The sequence below is a fragment of the Bradyrhizobium sp. HKCCYLRH3059 genome (assembly GCF_051168035.1).
Taxonomy (GTDB): domain Bacteria; phylum Pseudomonadota; class Alphaproteobacteria; order Rhizobiales; family Xanthobacteraceae; genus Bradyrhizobium.
In genome coordinates, this window is sequence record NZ_JBNPUF010000010.1 from 106032 (window position 1) to 124593 (window position 18562).

General features: G+C 64.7%; 14 protein-coding genes, 1 tRNA gene and 1 pseudogene. 5 read left to right on the top strand and 11 right to left on the bottom strand.

The annotated features are described in order from the left end of the window. Positions 1-5: 5 nt before the first annotated feature. The 3 genes from ACQR13_RS27405 to ACQR13_RS27415 all read right to left on the bottom strand — a co-directional run bounded on the left by ACQR13_RS27405 (position 6) and on the right by ACQR13_RS27415 (position 6632). Positions 6-2804, bottom strand: a complete 2799-nt coding sequence (locus ACQR13_RS27405; RefSeq protein WP_434863432.1) for a di-heme-cytochrome C peroxidase — start codon at positions 2802-2804, stop codon at positions 6-8. Positions 2805-2978: 174 nt separating this feature from the next. Further along, positions 2979-4772, bottom strand: coding sequence for an adenylate/guanylate cyclase domain-containing protein (locus tag ACQR13_RS27410; protein WP_315716569.1), 1794 nt, complete (start codon positions 4770-4772; stop codon positions 2979-2981). Between the two features lie 114 nt (positions 4773-4886). Then, a complete protein-coding gene (locus ACQR13_RS27415; protein ID WP_315716570.1) occupies positions 4887-6632 on the bottom strand; it encodes an adenylate/guanylate cyclase domain-containing protein in 1746 nt (581 codons plus the stop codon). A gap of 171 nt (positions 6633-6803) precedes the next feature. Between ACQR13_RS27415 and ACQR13_RS27420 the strand changes: the two genes are divergently transcribed. Next, positions 6804-7445: a LysE family translocator gene (locus ACQR13_RS27420; RefSeq protein WP_316167848.1), complete on the top strand. Its 642-nt coding sequence runs from the start codon at positions 6804-6806 to the stop codon at positions 7443-7445. A gap of 1 nt (position 7446) precedes the next feature. Here ACQR13_RS27420 and ACQR13_RS27425 read toward each other — a convergent pair whose 3' ends face one another. Beyond that, positions 7447-8199, bottom strand: a complete 753-nt coding sequence (locus tag ACQR13_RS27425) for a sulfite exporter TauE/SafE family protein (RefSeq protein ID WP_315825434.1) — start codon at positions 8197-8199, stop codon at positions 7447-7449. Positions 8200-8284: 85 nt separating this feature from the next. Between ACQR13_RS27425 and ACQR13_RS27430 the strand changes: the two genes are divergently transcribed. Further along, on the top strand, positions 8285-9175 hold the full coding sequence (locus ACQR13_RS27430) for a LysR substrate-binding domain-containing protein (RefSeq protein ID WP_316171344.1): 891 nt from the start codon (positions 8285-8287) through the stop codon (positions 9173-9175). Between the two features lie 70 nt (positions 9176-9245). Here ACQR13_RS27430 and hisN read toward each other — a convergent pair whose 3' ends face one another. Further along, on the bottom strand, positions 9246-10031 hold the full coding sequence (gene hisN / locus ACQR13_RS27435; RefSeq protein ID WP_315716573.1) for a histidinol-phosphatase: 786 nt from the start codon (positions 10029-10031) through the stop codon (positions 9246-9248). 483 nt (positions 10032-10514) lie between these two features. After that, positions 10515-11399: an N-formylglutamate amidohydrolase gene (locus tag ACQR13_RS27440; RefSeq protein ID WP_315716574.1), complete on the bottom strand. Its 885-nt coding sequence runs from the start codon at positions 11397-11399 to the stop codon at positions 10515-10517. Positions 11400-11743: 344 nt separating this feature from the next. Between ACQR13_RS27440 and cpdR the strand changes: the two genes are divergently transcribed. Beyond that, positions 11744-12103: a cell cycle two-component system response regulator CpdR gene (gene cpdR / locus ACQR13_RS27445; protein ID WP_006610087.1), complete on the top strand. Its 360-nt coding sequence runs from the start codon at positions 11744-11746 to the stop codon at positions 12101-12103. Between the two features lie 117 nt (positions 12104-12220). After that, a tRNA-Val gene (locus ACQR13_RS27450) sits at positions 12221-12295 on the top strand. Between the two features lie 1035 nt (positions 12296-13330). Here the strand turns inward: ACQR13_RS27450 and ACQR13_RS27455 are convergent. Together ACQR13_RS27455 and ACQR13_RS27460 are read right to left on the bottom strand one after the other, a co-directional pair. Then, positions 13331-13645 carry a hypothetical protein gene (locus ACQR13_RS27455; RefSeq protein ID WP_434863433.1) on the bottom strand — a complete coding sequence of 105 codons (315 nt, stop codon included), beginning with the start codon at positions 13643-13645 and terminating at the stop codon, positions 13331-13333. Between the two features lie 60 nt (positions 13646-13705). Next, positions 13706-14899 (bottom strand): lanthionine synthetase C family protein, encoded by a 1194-nt coding sequence (locus tag ACQR13_RS27460; RefSeq protein WP_316168075.1) that lies wholly within the window; start codon positions 14897-14899, stop codon positions 13706-13708. A 159-nt stretch (positions 14900-15058) separates the two neighbouring features. Here ACQR13_RS27460 and ACQR13_RS27465 point away from each other — a divergent pair. Then, positions 15059-15340, top strand: a pseudogene (locus tag ACQR13_RS27465) (SRPBCC domain-containing protein); the annotation flags it as partial. 259 nt (positions 15341-15599) lie between these two features. On the opposite strand, the gene ACQR13_RS27470 reads toward ACQR13_RS27465, so the two are convergent. From ACQR13_RS27470 to ACQR13_RS27480, 3 genes are all read right to left on the bottom strand, one after another. Next, a complete protein-coding gene (locus ACQR13_RS27470) occupies positions 15600-15761 on the bottom strand; it encodes a hypothetical protein (RefSeq protein WP_315753328.1) in 162 nt (53 codons plus the stop codon). A 322-nt stretch (positions 15762-16083) separates the two neighbouring features. Beyond that, on the bottom strand, positions 16084-17535 hold the full coding sequence (locus tag ACQR13_RS27475; protein ID WP_315753330.1) for a hypothetical protein: 1452 nt from the start codon (positions 17533-17535) through the stop codon (positions 16084-16086). A gap of 294 nt (positions 17536-17829) precedes the next feature. Further along, a complete protein-coding gene (locus tag ACQR13_RS27480; protein ID WP_315753332.1) occupies positions 17830-18471 on the bottom strand; it encodes a GNAT family N-acetyltransferase in 642 nt (213 codons plus the stop codon). Positions 18472-18562 lie beyond the last annotated feature (91 nt).

The window sequence follows — 18562 nt, forward strand, 5'->3', positions numbered from 1 at the left end:
TGACCTCACAGCGTCTTCAGGTACTCGATCAGGTCCCAGCGCTCGTCCTCCGAGAAGGCACCGCCGATGATGCCGTTCGGATAATCCTTGTTGGGCTTCGTCGGCCCTTCGAAGGAATGGCCGAGCGTGCTGTTGCCCTTGATCGGCTTGCCGCTGGAATCGCTGGTCACGAACAGCGTCTGTCCGACCTTGCACGTGCTCTCGCCGCCCTTCGGCACTGCGAAGCCGACCGACTTCGGGTCATAGTCGCGCGCGCCCTGGCAGAACGACGTCGGCCGCTCGGCAGCCGGCGTCAGCAGCCAGTACAGCGACGGCACCGAGCCGTTGTGCAGATAGGGTGCGGTCGCCCACACGCCGTTGAGCGGGCGGGCGCGATAGCTCTTGCCGGCCGGGTTGGGACAGTTTCTGCGATCGCCCCACAATGCGGCCCGCTCCGCCTCGGAGATCTTGCGGTCCTCCATCCATTTGTCGCTGGCCTTCTGCACGACGGCCATCAGCGCCAGCGCATAGGGCATCTCCGTGGTCGAGCCCTGCGGCAGGTTGCAGCCCTTCAGGTCCTTGGCCGGATCGACCTCGAGGAAGCCTGCCACGTTGACCTTGCGGTTGGCGAGAATGCTCGCCTGTCCGGGGTCGGTCTGCATCGCCTCGACGGGCTTCTGCACGAGGTCGAGGATCGGGCCCTTGGCGTTCCAGCCCTTGCTCTCCCAGTCATCGGCCGGCTTGATCTTCCAGAAGCTCTTGTCCGGATAGGTCTTGTCGAACACGGTGTCGGCGACCGGGCCGAGATGGCACTCGACACAGACAGCGGCATAGAGCTTACGGCCGCGTTCGACGCGGACCGGATCGATCTTCCAGGCGTCGTCGCCGGCGAACAGCTTCTCCGGCCATTTCGGCGAGGTCAGCCCGCCGAACGCGGGCGTCGTGGTCGCGAACGGATCGGGACCGCGCAGCATGTTCTCGATGTAGAGCAGGTTATCGATCGCCATCGACGAGCGCCACAGTCTGTCGCTCGCGGTCTTCGGCGAGAAGTTGATCTGTGCGGAGACGCCGAGCGCCTCGCCGGCATTGCGGATCAGGGGCTGCGCGATCGATCCGTCATATTGCGCCCAGGAGAACCACGGCACGGTCCAGATCGGCGGATAGGACACCGGCGCGTCGATGGCCTCCTGGTTGTCGAGCATGTTGGGCAGACCGCTCGAGGCCATGTCGAGGTAGAATACCTGGTTGCCGATGCGGTTCAGCGCGTCGAGCCGGCCGAAGCCTTCCTCCGTCTCGGTCTGGCCCTTGGCTTCGATCGTGGTCTTGTAGTTGTTGGCCTGCATGTTGAGCGCGAAATCGATCGCGGCCTTCAGGCCCTTCTTCAGGCTCGCGCGATCGGCGTCGGACGCATTCGGTCCGAGCACGCGATCGGCAAAGCGCGTGAAGCGGCCGGGCACGTATTGCGTGAAGATCATCGCAAAGCCCATGGCCTCTTCAAGCTTGCGCAGGTCGACCATGCCGGGGCCGCCGTCGAAGCGTACGCTGACGCCCTTGTAGTGGATGCTGCCGGAGTGACAGGCCGCGCAGGTCAGGCCGATCTTGTCGGACTGCGCGGCGCCGGTGGCGGGATCGGTCGCGCCGGTGAGCCGGGCAAAGCCGACCGGCAGGCCGCCTTCGTTGCCGGCCGGGGTCGGCTTGAGGCCGGCGGGCAGCGGCGCTGCGGGCTCGGTCTTGGCAGCCGTCGCGGCGTAGCCGAACGGCCGGAGGACGCTTGGGTCGCCGTCGACGCTCTTCGGGCTCGGGATGAAGCCGAAACGTTCGAGATAGGCGCTGTCGGAGATCAGGCCGGGCGTGCCGAACGGCGCCAGATAAGGCTGCTCCATCGCCATGAACCAGGCGTAGGGAATCGGGAAGGTCGCGGTGCCCTGCGTCACGTGGTGAAACCAGTGCCGGTCCTGCGTGGTCCAGCCCTGATCGAGCCAATAGGCCGCCCTGGTCGGCTCGGTCTCGGGCAAAGCGGGCGGGATCAACGCCGCGACCTTCTTCGGCAGAACCTTGCCGAGCTTGTCGCTGACGGCGTCGGGCGCGGCCACCCAGGCGAGCAACACGGCGGCGCCGGCCAGCACTGCCGTGCCCACGAGCGCCTTGCCGATACGCCAGACGATGTTCGCGGGCTTGGGCTTGGCCATCAGCCGCGCGGCGATACGCTGCGGCAGGCGGCGGTCGACGAACAGCGTGCGGACCTCGGCAACGGAGAGATAGCGGCCGTCGCCCTCGCCCTTGCCGAGGATGTTGAGCAGCACCGGCCATTCGCCCTGCATCAGAATGGGGAAGTACCAGCGCGCTCGGTCGCCGTCGCGCGTCAGATTGGCCTTCATGAAAGTCTGGATCTGCGCCTCGTTGAGGCCGCGCTCGGTGCCCCCGTTGGGATCGGGATAGTCGCTGCCGAAGCTCGCGAACCGGTCGATCTCCTCGGGATGAACCTTGGCCTCGGCGTCGAGAATGCGCGATCCGCCGCCATGTTTGTCGAGCGGGCCGTTGCGCAACTGGTCGAGATCGGCGCCGGACCACAGGCTCTTCAGCAGCCGCAGCGGCGACAGGCCGTTGGCGATCAGCGCAACGCCAAAGGTCTCGATGCCGACGAGCCGCTTCTTGAAGCCGGTCTCGCCGCTCGCCGCCTCGACCCGGTCGCCGATGGTCTTCAAGGGGACGCTGTGGCCGTCGACGAAGCCGCCGGCGACGAGCGCGCGCAGGAAGGGACACGGGTTGTCGGACGAGACCGGAAGCTGTCCGGGCAGGGCGTCACGGGCGCTGTCTTCTTGCATCGAAGAACATCCTTGGAAAGCACCTGAGTGATGAAAACGAAATCACGCAAACAAACGAGGACGACGCCGAATTGCGCCGAGGAACGGGCGGATCGGCCGCCGTCTGAACGCTACAATGCAATCGTGAATGATTGGCGCAACCCGCCCAAGTGTCAACCTCAAGTCGCGATCGCGCTATTCGCCCGCGAACTTGGCCTTGGTGTCCACCAGAGTGAGCTTGGTCAACGGGATGCCGGCCTTGGTGAGGCCGTCGCGATAATGCGCGATGTCGGCGGGATTGCGCCAGCGGATGTTGCTCAGGAGGCGCTCGATCGTCATCCACGGATGCTGGCTCAAAAGTGCCGCGACGGCCTCGCCCGCTTCGACCGAGCGTCCGAGCTGCGCCAGCGCGGCGGCGCGGATGGCGAGGCACTGCAGATGGTTCGGGTTCTGATAGTGCGACTCTCGCGCCCAGGACAGCGAGGCGTCGTACTGGCCGAGCATGTAATGGCTGAACGCGCTCAGCACCGACCATTGATAGCGCGGATCGCTGTTGCCGCGCTGGGCCGCCACCGAGAACAGCTCGATCGCCTGGCGGTGCTCGCCGGCGACGAGATGGCAGACGCCGAGCACGCCGCGCGCGCCCATGTCATAGGGATTGAGCTGCAGCGACTTGCGCGCCGCCTCCATCCCGGCCTCGACCCGGCCCTGCATGGCATGGACATAGGCCAGCAGCGAATAGGAGAAGGACGAGCGGGAATCGAGCCGGACGCCGGCCTCGGCCAGCGCCATTGCCTCGTCCCACAGCTCCCGTGAGTTCCTGATCCAGCCGAAATGGATGCCCTGCAGCAGGATGGTGCCGAGATAGGTGTGGGCGATCGCAAGACCTGGGTCGATCCTGATCGCCTCGCGGAACAGCGCGATCGAGCTCTCGTAGTCGGCCTTGGTCGGCTGGTAGTAGTGCGACAGCCCGCGCAGGAAGCGATCCCACGCCGTGAGGTCCGTGGTCTTGGACCGCACCGGCACCGCCGCCTCGGCACGGTAGATCTCGGGGATCAGCGCGGTGCAGAGGTTGGCGGTAATGTCGTCCTGCACGGCGAACAGGTCGCCGATGTCGCGGTCGTAGCGGCCGGCCCAGAGCTGCTCGCCGTTCTCCGGCGCGACCAGCTCGGCGGTGACCCTGATCTTGTCGCCGGAGCGCCGCACCGAGCCCTGGATGAGATAGGTCGCATCGATCTCGCGCGCGATCAGGCGGGCGCTCATGCCGGCATGCTTGAAGGCGAAGGTGGAGTTGCGGCTGAGCACCCGGAAGAACGACTGCAGCGACAGCGCATGGATGAGGTCTTCGGCCAGGCCGTCCGAGAAGTATTCGTCGGTCTCGCCGCTGAGATTGGCGAATGGCAGCACGCCGACGATGGCGGTGCGGTATTGCGCCGGCAGGGTCGTGGCGGACCGCTGCTCGCGGCTCTTCTCCGGCGAGGACGGATCCCAGGTCCAGACGTTGATGGTGTCTTCGATGTTCTTGAAGCGGAACGGCCCGCGGTCGACGAAGGTGACCGTGAGGTGCTTGCTGGCTTCCTGGTAGGCCTTGTGGGAGACGGCAATTCCGCCGGGCGGTGCTGCGGCTTCAAGCCGCACCGCGGTGTTGACGCCGTCGCCGAACACCTCGTCCTCATCGAAGATGACGTCGCCCATGTTGAGGCCGAGGCGAAACTGCATCACCCGGTCGGCCGGCAAATGAGCATTGCGCTCGGCCATCAGCTTCTGCACCTCGACCGAGGCCGCGATGGCGCCGACGACGCTCGGAAATTCCAGGAGAAACCCGTCCCCTGTGTATTTCACGATGCGGCCGCCGTGATTGAGGATGATCGGGTGGATGGCGCCGCGATGGGCCTTGAACGCGGCATGGGTTCCCGCCTCGTCGGCGCCCATCATCCGCGAGTAACCGACCACATCGGCACAGACAATCGCGGCCAGCCGTCTCTCCATTCCGTCTTTGCTCCTACTCAGGGCGATACCACGGCAACAGCGGTCGAATCCAATCAATTTGCGGAAGCAATGTGTAGGCCATGTGGCGGGCCGGCGACATTGGACCCGATTGGCTCAGGTCAGCCCGGCCTTGATCAGTCCGTCGCGGTAGTGGTCGATGTCGTCCCGGCGTTTCCATCGGATGTTCTTGATGTGGCGGTCGAGCGTGAGCCAGGGGTATTGCGCGTGCAGCACGTCGACGGCGTCGCCCGCCTGGTCGGTCGCACCAAGCTGCGCCAGGGTCGCCGCGCGGATCGTCAGCGCCTGCAGATGGTTCGGGTAGAGAAACAGCTCCTCGCGGGCCCAGGACAACGCCGCCTCATAGCGGCCGAGCAGGTAGTGGCTGTAGGCATTCAGCGCCGGCCATTGGTAGCGCGGATCGCTGTTGCCGCGCTGGGCCGCGATCGAGAACAGATCGATCGCCTGCTGGTGCTCGCCGTTGACCATATGGCAGAGCCCGAGCACGCCGCGTGCGCCCATGTCGTAGGCATTGAGCTCGGTCGCCTTGCGCGCCGCCTTCATGCCGTCGTCATGGTCGCCCTGCATGGCCTGCACGAAGGCCAGGATCGCATAGGCGAACGAGGAGCGCCCGTCGAGCCGCACGCTGTCCAAGGCCAGATTCTTCGCCTCCTGCCAGAGCTCGCGCGAGCCCTTGATCCAGCCGAAATTGATGCCCTGCATCAGAATGGTCGCGAGATAAGCGTGCGCGAGACCGAGCGTGGGATCGAGCGCAATGGCTTGCCGAAACAGCGAGATGGAGATCTCGTAGTCGGCCTTGGTCGGTCGGTAGTAGTGCGACAGACCGCGCAGGAAGCGGTCCCATCCGGTCGGGTCGGTCGCCGGCGCGCGGACTGGAATCGAGGCTTCGACACGATAGATCTCCGGCATCAGCGCCGCGCATAGGCTGGTGGTGATCTCGTCCTGCATCGCGAAGAGATCACCGACATCGCCGTCATAGCGACCGGTCCACAATTGAGCGCCGGTCTCGGGCGCGATCAGCTCCGCCGTCACGCGGAGCTTGTGACGAGAGCGCCGCACCGTTCCCTGAATCAGGTAGGTCGCGTCGATCTCGCGTGCGACCAGGCGGGGATTGAGGCCGCGGTCCCTGAAGCGAAACGTCGAGGTGCGGCTCAGGACACGAAAGAACGATTGCAGCGACAGCGCATGGATCAGGTCGTCCGCGAGCCCGTCGGCGAGATAGGCGTCGGCGTCGTCGGAGAGGTTGACGAATGGCAGCACGCCGACGATCGCGGTGCGATATTGCGGCGGCAGGCCGGTGACGCTCGTCCCGGCCCGGATCGCCGCCTCGCTACCCGGCTCCCATGTCCACGCCTGCACCGGCTCCCGCAGGTTCTTGAACTGAAAGCTTCCGGCGCTGGTCAGCTTGACGGGGAGTTGCAGGCCGGCCTCCTCATAAGCCTTGGCCGAGACGGCAACACCGCCCGGGACGGCGATCGATTCCAGATTGACGGCGACATTGATGCCGTCGCCGAAGGCCTCGCCGTCATCGACCGTAAACTCACCCTGATGGATTCCCAGCCGGAAGCGCATGTTGCGGTCGGACGGCAGATCGGCGTTGCGCTCCGCCATCAGGGACTGCATCTCGATCCCGAACTGGATGGCGCTGGCGGCGTTGGCGAATTCCAGCAGAAAGCCGTCGCCGGTGTGTTTGACGATGCGGCCGGCGTGGTTGAGGATGATCGGATGGATGGCGCCGCGATGAGCCTTGAAGGCGGCGTGCGTGCCGTCCTCGTCAATCCCCATCATGCGTGAATAGCCGGCGACGTCGGCGCAAAGGATGGCAGCGAGGCGTCTTTCCATCACATCGTGCTCCCGCCTCGCGCATACCACGGCCGAGGCGGCCAAATCCAACGCTTTTCCAGAACCCATCGCGGCACCTCGCCATGCGGCCCCGCGCCGGCCTCTGCGGCGCGAGACGGCAATGCCGAGGCCAGGTATGGTTAGACCGTTATTGTTAGGAAATGTTCAATCATGCTCGGCATTCACGATCTGCCTTTGTTTCTCGTCTCCGGGCTGCTGCTCAACATCACGCCGGGTCCCGACACCGCCTACATCGTTGGCCGCAGCGCGCAGATGGGCTGGCGCGGCGGGGCCGCTGCCGCCTTCGGCATCAGCACGGGCTGCCTGGTTCACGTGTTCGGAAGTGCGATCGGGCTGTCGGCGCTGCTCACGGCCTCCGCGACGGCCTTCGCGACGGTGAAATGGGCCGGTGCGGCCTATCTGGTCTATCTCGGCATCACGCAGCTTCTGGCGCGGCGGCCGGACGCCGCCAGGGCGAGTGATGCGACGTCGATGCCGGTGGTGACGCTGCGCCAAGCGTTCTGGCAGGGCGCGCTCACCAACATCCTCAATCCGAAGGTCGCGATGTTCTTCCTCGCCTTCCTGCCGCAATTCGTCGCAGCCGAGGCGCCGCACAAGGCGATCGCCTTCCTGCTGCTCGGCACGATCTTCATCGTCAACAGCACGATCTGGTGTCTCGGCGTCGCCGTCGTCGCGGCCCGTGCAGCGCGCCGCGTGCGCGACTCGTCCGCCGCGCTGCTCTGGCTCAACCGCACGATCGGCGGGCTGCTGATCTATCTCGGCGTCCGGATCGCGATGCTCGAGGCGCGCTGACTTACCGGAGCAGCTCGACGACCGCCGTGCCGGCGAGATACAGGCCGAGCAGGATCATGGCGATCAGGAACACACGGCGGAACGCCTCGGCCGGCAGTCGGGATCGCGCCGCTTGGCCCGCGAACATGCCGACAAAGGCGCAGGCCATCGCGACCGCGCCGGGCAGGGCGGTGGCCGTGCTGAGCAGGCCGGAGCTCGTCAAGTTGAAGGCCAGCGTGACGGTGGCGACCGTGAAGAACACGCCGAGGGCCTGGACCAACTCGTCCTTCTCGAGCCCGATCGCCTGCATGTACGGCACAGAAGGTACGACCTGCACGCCGGTGGCGGCCGAGATCAGCCCGGTGACGAGGCCGACGATGCCGCCGACCCATTTCTCGTGCGGGGGCGCGACCTTGAAGGCGAGCTTGGTGAGACCGAGCAGGGCATAGAGCATCAGCAAGACGCCGAGCGCGACGTTGCCCCAGCGGGTCGAGGCATGGCTGAGCGCGCCGGCGTTGAGGCAGATGCCGATCGCGGTCCCCAGCATCAGCGGCCATAGGCGCCTGGCGATATCGCGCAGATAGGGGCCGGCGAAGGTCTGCCAGATGTTGGTGATCACGGCCGGTACGATGACTATGGCGAGCGCCCGGCCCGGCGGCATGGCGACCGCGAGCAGTCCGACCGAGATGGTCGGCAGGCCGAGGCCGAGCGCGCCCTTGACGAAGCCGGCCAAAGTGAGCGCGAAGGCGATGAAGATGAGGATGGGGTCGATCATGGTCGGCACATTGACCAGACTGCGCCGACGACACAATGTGGAGGTTACGGAGCAAGCCTTCGTCCAAGGCTGAGGCAGGATGACCATGCGTTTCGATCTGGTCGATCTCAGGCTGTTCATTGCCGTGGCCGAGGCCCGCAGCATCACCGGCGGCGCCGACCGGGCGCATCTGGCGCTGGCCTCGGCGAGCGCGCGGATCAAGGGTCTGGAGGACGCGTTTGGCGTCGAGCTGTTCAAGCGCGGCCGGCGCGGCGTGGAGCTGACCGCGGCGGGCGAGAGCCTGCTCGATCACGCCCGCATCATCATGGCCAATGTCGAGGCCATGCAGGGCGAGCTCTCGGGCTTCGCATCCGGCCGTCGCGCCAACGTGCAGCTGCTCGCCAACACGGTCGGCCTCGCCGAGCATCTGCCGAAGGCGCTGGCGGCCTTCCTGCGCGAGCATCCCGACATCAACGTCGATGTCGAGGAGCGCGAGAGCACCGAGATCGCCGAGGCGATCGTGTCCGGCAGAGCGGATCTCGGCTTTGCGGCGGAGCACGCGCTGCCCGAGACGATCGAGCGCTTCGCCTTCGGCGAGGACCGGCTGATCCTGGTGGCCGGACGGCGCAGCCCGCTCGCAGCGCGCCGACAGATCGACTTCAGCGAGACTGCGGGGGAGGATTTCATCGGCCTCACGCAGGGGACGGCGCTCAACGTCCATATCGGCCGGCACGCCGCGCGGCTCGGCATCCGCCAGCACGTGCGGGCCAGGCTGCGCGATTTCGACGCGATCTGCCAGATGGTGGCGGCCGGGATCGGCATTGCCGTGGTGCCGGAAGCGGCGGCGCGGCGTTGCGCGCGGTCGATGCCGATCAGCCTCGTCGCGCTGCGCGACGCCTGGGCCGATCGGCGGCTCGTGATCTGCGCCCGCAGCTTCAAGGCGCTGCCGCGTCCGGCGAAACTGCTCGTCGAGCATTTGCGCCGGGCCGCCGCGTGAGGCGCCCGACGACCGGCCGGATGTCTCCGTTCCGCGCGAGAGGCGGGGAGCCAGGCCGGTGGAGGCGGGCTCAGCCCGCTGCCAGCCGCTTCAGCGCCGCTTCGTGGACGCGCTTGTCGCCGGCGGCGACGATCCGGCCGCCGTTCTGCGCCGGGCCGCCTTCCCAGTCGGTGACGATGCCACCGGCGCCGTTGATGATCGGGATCAGGGCGGCGATGTCATAGGGCTTGAGCTCGGTCTCGATGACGAGATCGAGATGGCCGGCGGCCAGCATGCAATAGGAGTAGCAGTCACCGCCATAGCGCGACAGCCGCGTCTCGGCCTCGACCCGGCCAAAGGTGGCGCGATCGGCCTCGTTCATCAGCAGCGGGCTCGTCGTATAGCACACCGCATCCCCGAGACGCTCGCAGCGCCGGACCGAGAGCCGGCGCTCGCCGCCGCCGTTCTTGTAGTTGGCGGAGCCGTTGTCGCCGGCGAAGCGCTCGCCAATGAAGGGCTGGTGCATCATGCCGAACACCGGCGTGCCCTTGTGCAGCAACGCGATCAGCGTGCCCCAGGTCGGGAAACCGGCAATGAAGGATTTGGTGCCGTCGATCGGATCGAGCACCCAGACGTAGTCGGCGTCCTCGCGCTCATTGCCGAACTCCTCGCCGACGATGCCGTGCTGAGGAAAGTTCGCCTTGATCAGGCGGCGCATCACGGCCTCGGCGGCCCGGTCGGCCTCGGTCACCGGATCGAAATCGTGCCGGCTGCTCTTGTTGTCGACCAGCAGCGAGGTCCGGAAGAACGGCAGGATGGTTTCGCCCGACGCGGTCGCCAGACGACCGATGAAGGCGGAGAAATCAATGACCGTCACAACGCGTCCTTGGGTGAGGGAATCGGGTGGCTCTAAGCCCGGTTATGCCTAGCTCAAAGCGGTCGGGGGCGCATCCGGATATGGAACACCAGCGTGGCATCATGGATACCGTTTGGTGTCCGGCCGCGCTGGCCGGGCGCGGTTGAGCCGTCGCGGGCCTCTGATGTGAAACTGAAAGCGAAACCGGCGTCCCCCTCCGATCGTTTGGAATCTCCAATCAAGCCATTGACTTCTATGATGAAAAGAAGATCTGTTTCGCGCTGAACGCAACCCGGCCTATGTTTTTTTGCATGGAGAAAGGCGGAAAAACTCTTGCGCTTTGTGCAGCGCGATTGCATATTGTTGCGGTGCGGTAGCGCTTCGCGTTATCGCTGCCCTCCTTGGGCGTTTCCTCCCTAGACTTGGGCCGCTTGTCATTCAAGCGGCCCTTTTTTTTGCGCCGACGCCACCGGCCGAAATCGCTCGGACCGAACGCGCAGTCCTCTATTCCGCCGCCGCCTGGAACGGCCCGAGGTCGCCGAGCGGCACCGTCGCCAGCACCTCGGCGAGCACGGCGAGATCGGAGGCGACCTGGGCGAAGCGCGGTCCGCGCTCCCTGCGGCGCTCGTCCATGTAGATCGCGCGGTTGAGCTCGATCTGGATCGCATGCAAGCCCGTGGCCGGATTGCCGTAATGCTCGGTGATGAAGCCGCCGGCATAGGGCTTGTTGCGGCCGACCGAATAGCCGAGCCGGCCGAGCACGTCCTCGACCAGGTCCGGCAGCAGCGACGCGCAGCTCGTGCCGTAGCGGTCGCCGATCACCATGTCGGGCCGGCGCGGCTCGTCGCGCGAGACGCCGACCGACGGCATCGAATGACAGTCGACCAGCACCACGGTGCCGAACTGCTGGTGCACGCGGTTGATCAGCCGGCGCAGCGCGCGGTGATACGGCTTGTACAGCGTCTCGATCCGGTGCAGCGCCTCGTCGACGCTCAGCCGGTCGCGATAGATCTCCTGGCCGTCGCCGACCACGCGCGGGATCGTGCCGAGGCCGCCGGCCACCCGCATCGAGCGGGTGTTGGCAAAGCTCGGCAGCCGCCCGGTGAACATCCGCGGATCGAGCTCATAGGGCTCGCGATTGACGTCGACATAGCAGCGCGGGAAATGCACGCGAACGACCGGAAAGCCGCGCAACAGGAGATCGGCGATCAATTCGTCCATGAACGAATCTTCGGAGCGCCGCAGCGCCGGCAGATCGATTCGCGACGCCCTCAGGAAATCGTCGGGGTAGGCCGATCCGGAGTGAGGGGAATTGAAGATGATGGGCGCGCGCCATTCGGTCGGCTCCATGATCTCGAACGGCGGCAATTCGCCATCAAAGTCCGTCATCTCTGGGCGCCGTCCCCTTGGTCACGTGCGTCGATGTCACGTCCGTTGATGCGCCGGTATCCTCCGGCCGATTCGTTCTGGACAACGCAGGCACTGCTCTTGCCAACGCGCATCTTCGATAATCCGAGCCGGTCTGCCAAGCGAAAAGCAATGAAAAAGTTCATCTCGCGTTTGGAACAACTCTGAGCTGGCGTGCTGCTTCGGTCGAAGACCGCACCTTCAGCCCTCAAAATGCCTTGCCGATGTCGGATCAAAAGGCGCAATCTTTCACCCGAAATTTACCGCCCGTCAGGCTTAGTGGCGGCAACGCTCCGCCTCTCACCCGGACCAGACAACCCCTCGCCATGCACAAAATCCTGCTCGCCGAAGACGACAACGACATGCGCCGCTTCCTGGTCAAGGCATTGGAAAATGCCGGGTTCCAGGTCTCGCCCCACGACAACGGCATGTCGGCTTACCAGCGGCTGCGCGAGGAGCCGTTCGAGATGCTCTTGACCGACATCGTGATGCCGGAGATGGACGGCATCGAGCTGGCGCGCCGCGCCTCCGAGCTCGACCCGGACATCAAGATCATGTTCATCACCGGCTTCGCCGCGGTCGCCTTGAACTCCGATTCGGAGGCGCCCAAGAATGCCAAGGTGCTGTCCAAGCCGGTGCACCTGCGCGAACTCGTCAGCGAGGTCAACAAGATGCTGGCGGCCTGAGCCGCCAGGGACAGACCTCCGGAACTGGCGGATTATTCCCAATTTCGGCATTTTGCGTCCTTGCCTGCCTGCGTGGGAGCCGATATAGGGACGCCCACCCGAACGGATATTGGATTAGGGCACGTAGCTCAGCGGGAGAGCACTACCTTGACATGGTAGGGGTCACAGGTTCGATCCCTGTCGTGCCCACCATCGGCCGATCAGGCCGGTGACCCAGCCTCGTTCGATCTCACGATCATTGAAGATCCTCTGACGTCGAAGCCAAACATCAGCCGTGGCTCGCGTCGCGGGTCCGCCAGCCCCAGGGCAGGGCGACCATAGTCGTGAATTCATGCATCTGTCCTTCTGTCGCCGCGTCGTCCCGGCCGGGCTCGTCCCGCTTGCGCGGTCGCTTCGGCGCGGCAAAGGCCCGGCCATCCACATCGCGGGGCTTGCCCAGACAAGGGTGGGATGCCCGGGCGCTTCGCGGTGCCGCTCTTTCGCTTCATCGGCGGCCTGCTGATCGTCGGACGGGTGTGTCGGGTGGATGCTGCGGTCTGGATTTCAGACATGGCTTCGCTGTCTCGCGGCGCGCTTTGCGTCCGAGCTGTTCTGATCGACCACCCTCTTCGTCGAAGAGGGCACGGGGAATGCCGGGCGCTGGCCGCACCCATGGCCCGCCTGCAGAAAAAAAGCAGGCGGCAGTCACCACAGGTTCAGCCGAGAACACCCGGCATTCCCCGCGCGATGGTTTTGACGGCTGCTTCGCGATCTCCCCGGTGCGCCGGGCTTTCTGGCCACCGTATCGCACAACGTGCTTGCGCACATTGCGCTGGGCATCAGCATCGGGATGCCAGGACCACGCGACTTGACCGTGCGCATCGACGTCGTTCGTCGGCGCGGCTCAGCCACGCTGCAACATCGACACGCCCACCGCATCCCGCCTCGACGTTCGTGACGACCGCGAAGCGCCCCTCTTGTGAGACGGGACGGGGAGATAGAAGCATGAATTCTGGAAAAAAGAAACAAGAATCTTCATGCTCGGGAGACTGGACAGAGACATGTGTTTGAGGCCGCAGTCAAAACGAGTTTTTCTGGCGTAGGCGATCTGGATGCGGATGAGGGGCAAAGAGACGACCGCGCGCCAATGCCGACAAGACCGGCTCCCCGATCTGAACCGGACGAAAGCACTTGGCGCACTCTATTGGAAGGTCGCCGTTGTCATGCAAACGACCTCCAGCAAGAGGGTTAGACGGAGTGTGCCGCAGGTACGACTTTTACCATCTCGTTTTTGAGATCAAGTCCCTTCCATATTTCGAGTTCATCAGAGTCTTCATAGGCAATGCAGAGGCAGACATCGTCTCGCCCACCGGTTCTACGGGCAAATTCGATGCTGTGAATGGGGGCAGAGATAGATAGCGAAGAGTTTAGCGGCACGCTGACGATCATGCCGGCCTGAATCTGCCCACCTGCCATCTCGCCAGCCAGAACAAACAACCGGCGACTTTCAAGGGCGAAGGTCTCGTTCACACGAAAACTGAACATCAGGAAGACCTGCATCATGATATCGTGCTTGTCTCTTCCTTGCTCGAACCAGACATTGATAGCAGTCCCCAACTTGCTTCAGAACACGTCGATCGTCGGAAACCGTGGCTCTCCGGTGATGCAATCCCAGAGGTAGACGGCGAGGCCGACGTCGCCGGTCCATAACGAATAGCGTCCGCGGCCGGCGACCATCTGGCCGCCGCGAACCTGCACGATGGCGGTCATCGCGAACTGGCGCGCGCGGTCGAGCCAGACCGGGTCGTGGGTGCGGCGATAGAGCTTGAGGAAGGCGTAGCCGTTTCCGCCGGTGCCGTGGCAGAGGTTCGAGCCCTTGGTCAGTGGTCCGGCGGCCCAGGTGAAGCGTCCGCCGTCCAGCAGCAGCGCGTCGAAGTCCGGCGTCGCGAACGGCGCGTCGGCGAAGGTCGTCACCATGCCCGGCGCACCATGACAGTGCTGACAGAGGAATAGCCGCTTCTCGCGCTTGCTTCGCGGTCCCCATGTGGTTCCGATGTCGTAGCGCCATGCGTTGGCCGCGAGCGCCTTCGGGACGAAGGCGGCCACGTGAGCCTGCTGTGCCGCCGTCAGCCAGTCCCATCCGAGCAACAGCGGGATGACGTTGCCGGCGAAACCATGAACGGGTCCGAGGAAGCGGTCCTTGGCGCCATATAGATCCTGGGTCCAGAGCGGCCCCTGCGGGGTGTCCTCCAACTCGGCCAACAGCCGGGCCGCCTGCCCCTCGAACAGGCGGCGCCACCGCGCTTCCCCGGTCATCCCCGCCATGTGGACCGCCGCGACCATCGACCCCGGCAGGCCCCACATCAGCTCCCGGATCGGCAGCTCGTTGTTCTTCTCGGCGTGCCAATGAATGAGGTCGGCGAGGCTCGACAGTGGCGTGAGCCGCATGGCGAGCAGGGCGGCCCCCATCTCGCCACGGAGCAGCGAGCCATGTTTCTCGTAGTCGGCAGGCGAATTGGCTGCGTGGTCGATGACCGTCCGCTCCATCAGCCTGGACAGCACGGGGCGGAAATCCTTGGTCGCTCGGGTTGCGCCGACACGATGCAGGTAGTCGAGGGCCCAGATCACACCCGCGGCGCCCTTGTAGAAGCTGGGATCGCCGTCGGCGGTCCCGTCGTCGCTGGGGTGGGCCGGCCAGAAATGATCGGGATCGAATTGGGCGATCGCATCGGCCGCGATGTCTTCGATCGCGGCCAGGGCAATCGCTTCGTCCCAGGGAGTCTGGACCAGCGGCCGATGTCGTCCCAGGGTGATCATCGTGTCGGGCTCTCGGGTGCTGTCCGTCGGTCGCGTCAAGCAGGCAGGCCGCGGGGCGCATGATTGGCAACCAGCCTATCCAAAAGCCTGCCGTCGGTACACCATCGGTCCTATCGGATGATGGCTCGAGACGATGCCCAAGGTCCGCGGGGAATGAACATGCGCGAGACCCTTTCGATACGGTGCTACATCGCCGCGCCTCGGCCGGCGGTCTATCGAGCGCTGCTCGATCCGCGCGCGATCGCAAAATGGAAGGTGCCGGACGGGATGACCTGCGACGTGCATGCGTTCGACGCCCGTGAAGGCGGCGCGTTGCGGATTTCGCTTACCTATGACGTGCCGACCGGGACCGGCAAGACGACGGCGCACACGGATACGTATCGCGGTCGCTTTGTGAAGCTCGTCCCGAATGAGCAGGTTGTCGAAGTGGACGAGTTCGAGACCACGGATCCGGCGCTACGCGGCGAGATGACGATCACGATCACGCTCGCCGATGCGGAACCAAACTCCTTGCCACGCATGATGGACTGCCCCGTGGCGTATCGCCCGCCGACAACGAGGCCGGCTGGCGGATGGCGCTCGCGAAGCTCGCGGCGCTCGTCGAGGCGCGATAGGCCGGGCCTTCCGCTCATGCCCGCGGCAAACATGGGTATGCCGATCACCGGCCGCTGTTCACCGACGCGGAGGAAGAAAAGACCGATCAGAAAAAGCCGTGGCTCAGATCCGTCCCGTAGGTCAGCGCCATCGCCGACACCAGCAATATGGCGGCACAGAGCAGAAGGAACTGTTTGAGCAGTTCGTGTTTCGGACTGTCGGATGCTTCGGAAAATGCTTTATGAAATGCCTTGGTCAGAGCCGTCATTGCGACCTCGATCTCCTCCCGCCCTTGAGTAGGTCAAGGCAGCAGGCAGAAGGTTCAACTCGGCACAGATGCTGACCGGCATTGGACGCGGAAGTCCCGGCTGTACGAAGGCCGCCCGGTCTCCTCAGGCGCGGCGGCGGCAAGCCCGAGCAGGACGACGAAACCGCCGATCGGCGGCAAATGCTGGAAATCGCGGTGGCGCAGGACGGTCGCTCCTGCCGCGGCAATGAGCGCCGTGCCAAGCGCCAGGCCGACGGTGGGACGGTCGCTCAGTGCTTGATCGCCATCCAACCGCCTTCTTGCGAGATCCGGAGCCGCACGCTTATTGAAACACCTTCACGGTGCGACGCTGTTTGGTGGAGACGGTCCAATTGACGTCGCAGGAGTCACCCGCGTTGATGCTGAGCGTCACGTTGAAGCAGACCTTGCTTTCGTCGGCGACCGCGCTCTTTCCGGTAAAGCACCCCGGACGTGTTTCGGAAAAGGAAAGAGCAGCGGTATCGGGTATCAGCTCCCAACCTGCGTCCGCCGCAGCGCATGTTTGCACCGGGCCTGCTGATTTGCCGACCGGCGCGCCTGTAGGATGATCGAGATGCATAGGTCCGCCATTGACCGATATGCCTTTTGTCTGCACGATCTCCTTCAAGACCGGTGGTGGAGGTAACGAAACGTCATTTGCAGCGAGACTGAGCGACGGCATCTGTACGACGGCGACAAATTCCGAGTTTGGTACTCGCTTGAAGACGTAGATCCGCTCTCCGGGACCGACGCTAGCCTCGACGATCTTGTCTTTCTGGTCGCCGACAACGCCAAACGACTCTCCGCCAATGACCTGAATGATGAGGGGATTGGGGTTCGGGATCGCGCTCTTAGGCTCGAAGCGGATTCGTAAGCTGACGATCTGCTGGCTGGGGCTCTTGGTCACCACAGCGGTCAGGGGCGATCTCGACTGAAGGCAGGCCGTGTAGGCGGCAAGGCCATTTTCATCGACGCCAGACGTCACCAGATGCTTCGCTTCGTCAACGCTATAGTTGAACCGCGTCTCTTGGTACATGCTGGCGCGCTTTGCCGCGAAGCTCTTGAAATCTCCAGCGAAATATTCGGGGATGATTGCGGAGGCAGACTTCTTTGCCTCTTCATAGTTCGCCTCATTGATCAACTTGAGTTGGGCGAGCATGACTGCAAGGGAAGAATCCTCGATGCGCATCGCCTTGAAAGCTTCGATATTGCAATCGCTCGCCTCACTGAAAGCCGCGCCCGAAGATCCCAACAGGGCCACGACAACAAAAATCGCAAGTCTCACGACAATTCTCCCTTTTCGAATGAGATTGAAGGGGCCAGAAAAGAATGTTTTGGTGAAATCGTGAGGCCAACGAAAAGTCGGCCATCCAGTGTCGTCAGATTGCGCCTTGCCAACAGCCAAAGCAATATCAAAACGCGTCGCAATCTCTGCCGGCAGCCCCGCCGTCAGGCGTCTTGAGGCGAGCAAGTGCAAAGGAACGAATTCATCAGCTGCCCGGATCGGCAGTTCGTCGTTCTTCTCGGCGTGCCAATGAATGAGGTCGGCGAGGCTCGACAGTGGCGTGAGCCGCATGGCGAGAAGGGCGGCCCCCACCTCGCCACGGAGCAGCGAGCCGTGTTTCTCGTAGTCGGCAGGCGAGTTGGCTGCGTGATCGATGACCGTCCGCTCCATTAGCCTCGACAGCACGGGGCGGAAGTCCTTCGCACGGCCTGTCGCACCGATACGGTGCAAGTAGTCCAGCCCCCAGATCACCCCCGCCGCGCCCTTGTAGAAGCTGGGGTCACCGTCTGCCGTCCCGTCGTCGCTGGGATGGGCCGGCCAGAAATTGTCGGGATCGAACTGGGCGATCGTGTCGGCTGCAATGTCGTCGATCGCGACCCGAACGGCCGCTTCGTCCCAGGGGGTCTGGATCAGCGGCCGGTGGCGTCCGAAGGTGATCGTGATGTCGGGCTCCCCTGTGCTGCGCGCATCTCATCAGCTCGTGACTGCGGCCCATGCCGCCATCGCCTTGAATGGGAGAACCGATCGATCCCAGCAGCTCGGTTGTCAGGTGCTGTCAGCCGCACGACTGAAGTCGAGCGCCATGTGCGCCTCGTCGTAGTATCGGCCGCCGTCCTTCGCGGCTTTCAGCTCCAGGCCAAATTCCACGAAGCCGATGCTTTCGTAGAGCCGTCGCGCCGGCACATTGTCCTGGACGACGATCAGCTGAACGATCTCGACCTGCTCGCGCGCGACATCCAGGATGTCATTCGCCAACAGGCGCGCGAGCCCGCTCCGTCGAAAGGCTGGCTTAACGTACATGCCGAACAGCCGGCCCTTATGGGCGTGCTTCGGCCCCTGCTGGACGACGAAGCCCAGCGTGCCGACAAGCTCGCCGTCTCGAAAGGCGCCGAGGGTGTGGGTGTCCTCGAGCCGCCTGGCGAACCATTCGACGCCAAGCCCGTTCTCCAGCTCGAAGGTGCTGCCCATCGATTCCGGGTTGATCGTCAGCGCCTCCAGACGAAGGGCCTTGAAGCATGCCGCATCGTCGGCCCGCAGGCGCCGGATCGTTGCAGCAGGGCTCATGGACCGGCTTTCCATCGTCCTCGCGTGAAAACATCTTCGCGTGAAAGCGCCGCCCTTGGGCGGGCGCTTCGCCGCATGCCCGTGCTCGACTCCCTCGGCCAGTGGGCCTTCACAGGCCGACATGCCGGCCGGCCTGCAAACAATGCGGCCTGCCGCAAGCGCAGGCCGCCGGGACGTCACCTCACAGGACCTGACCTCAGATGAGGCCGAGAGG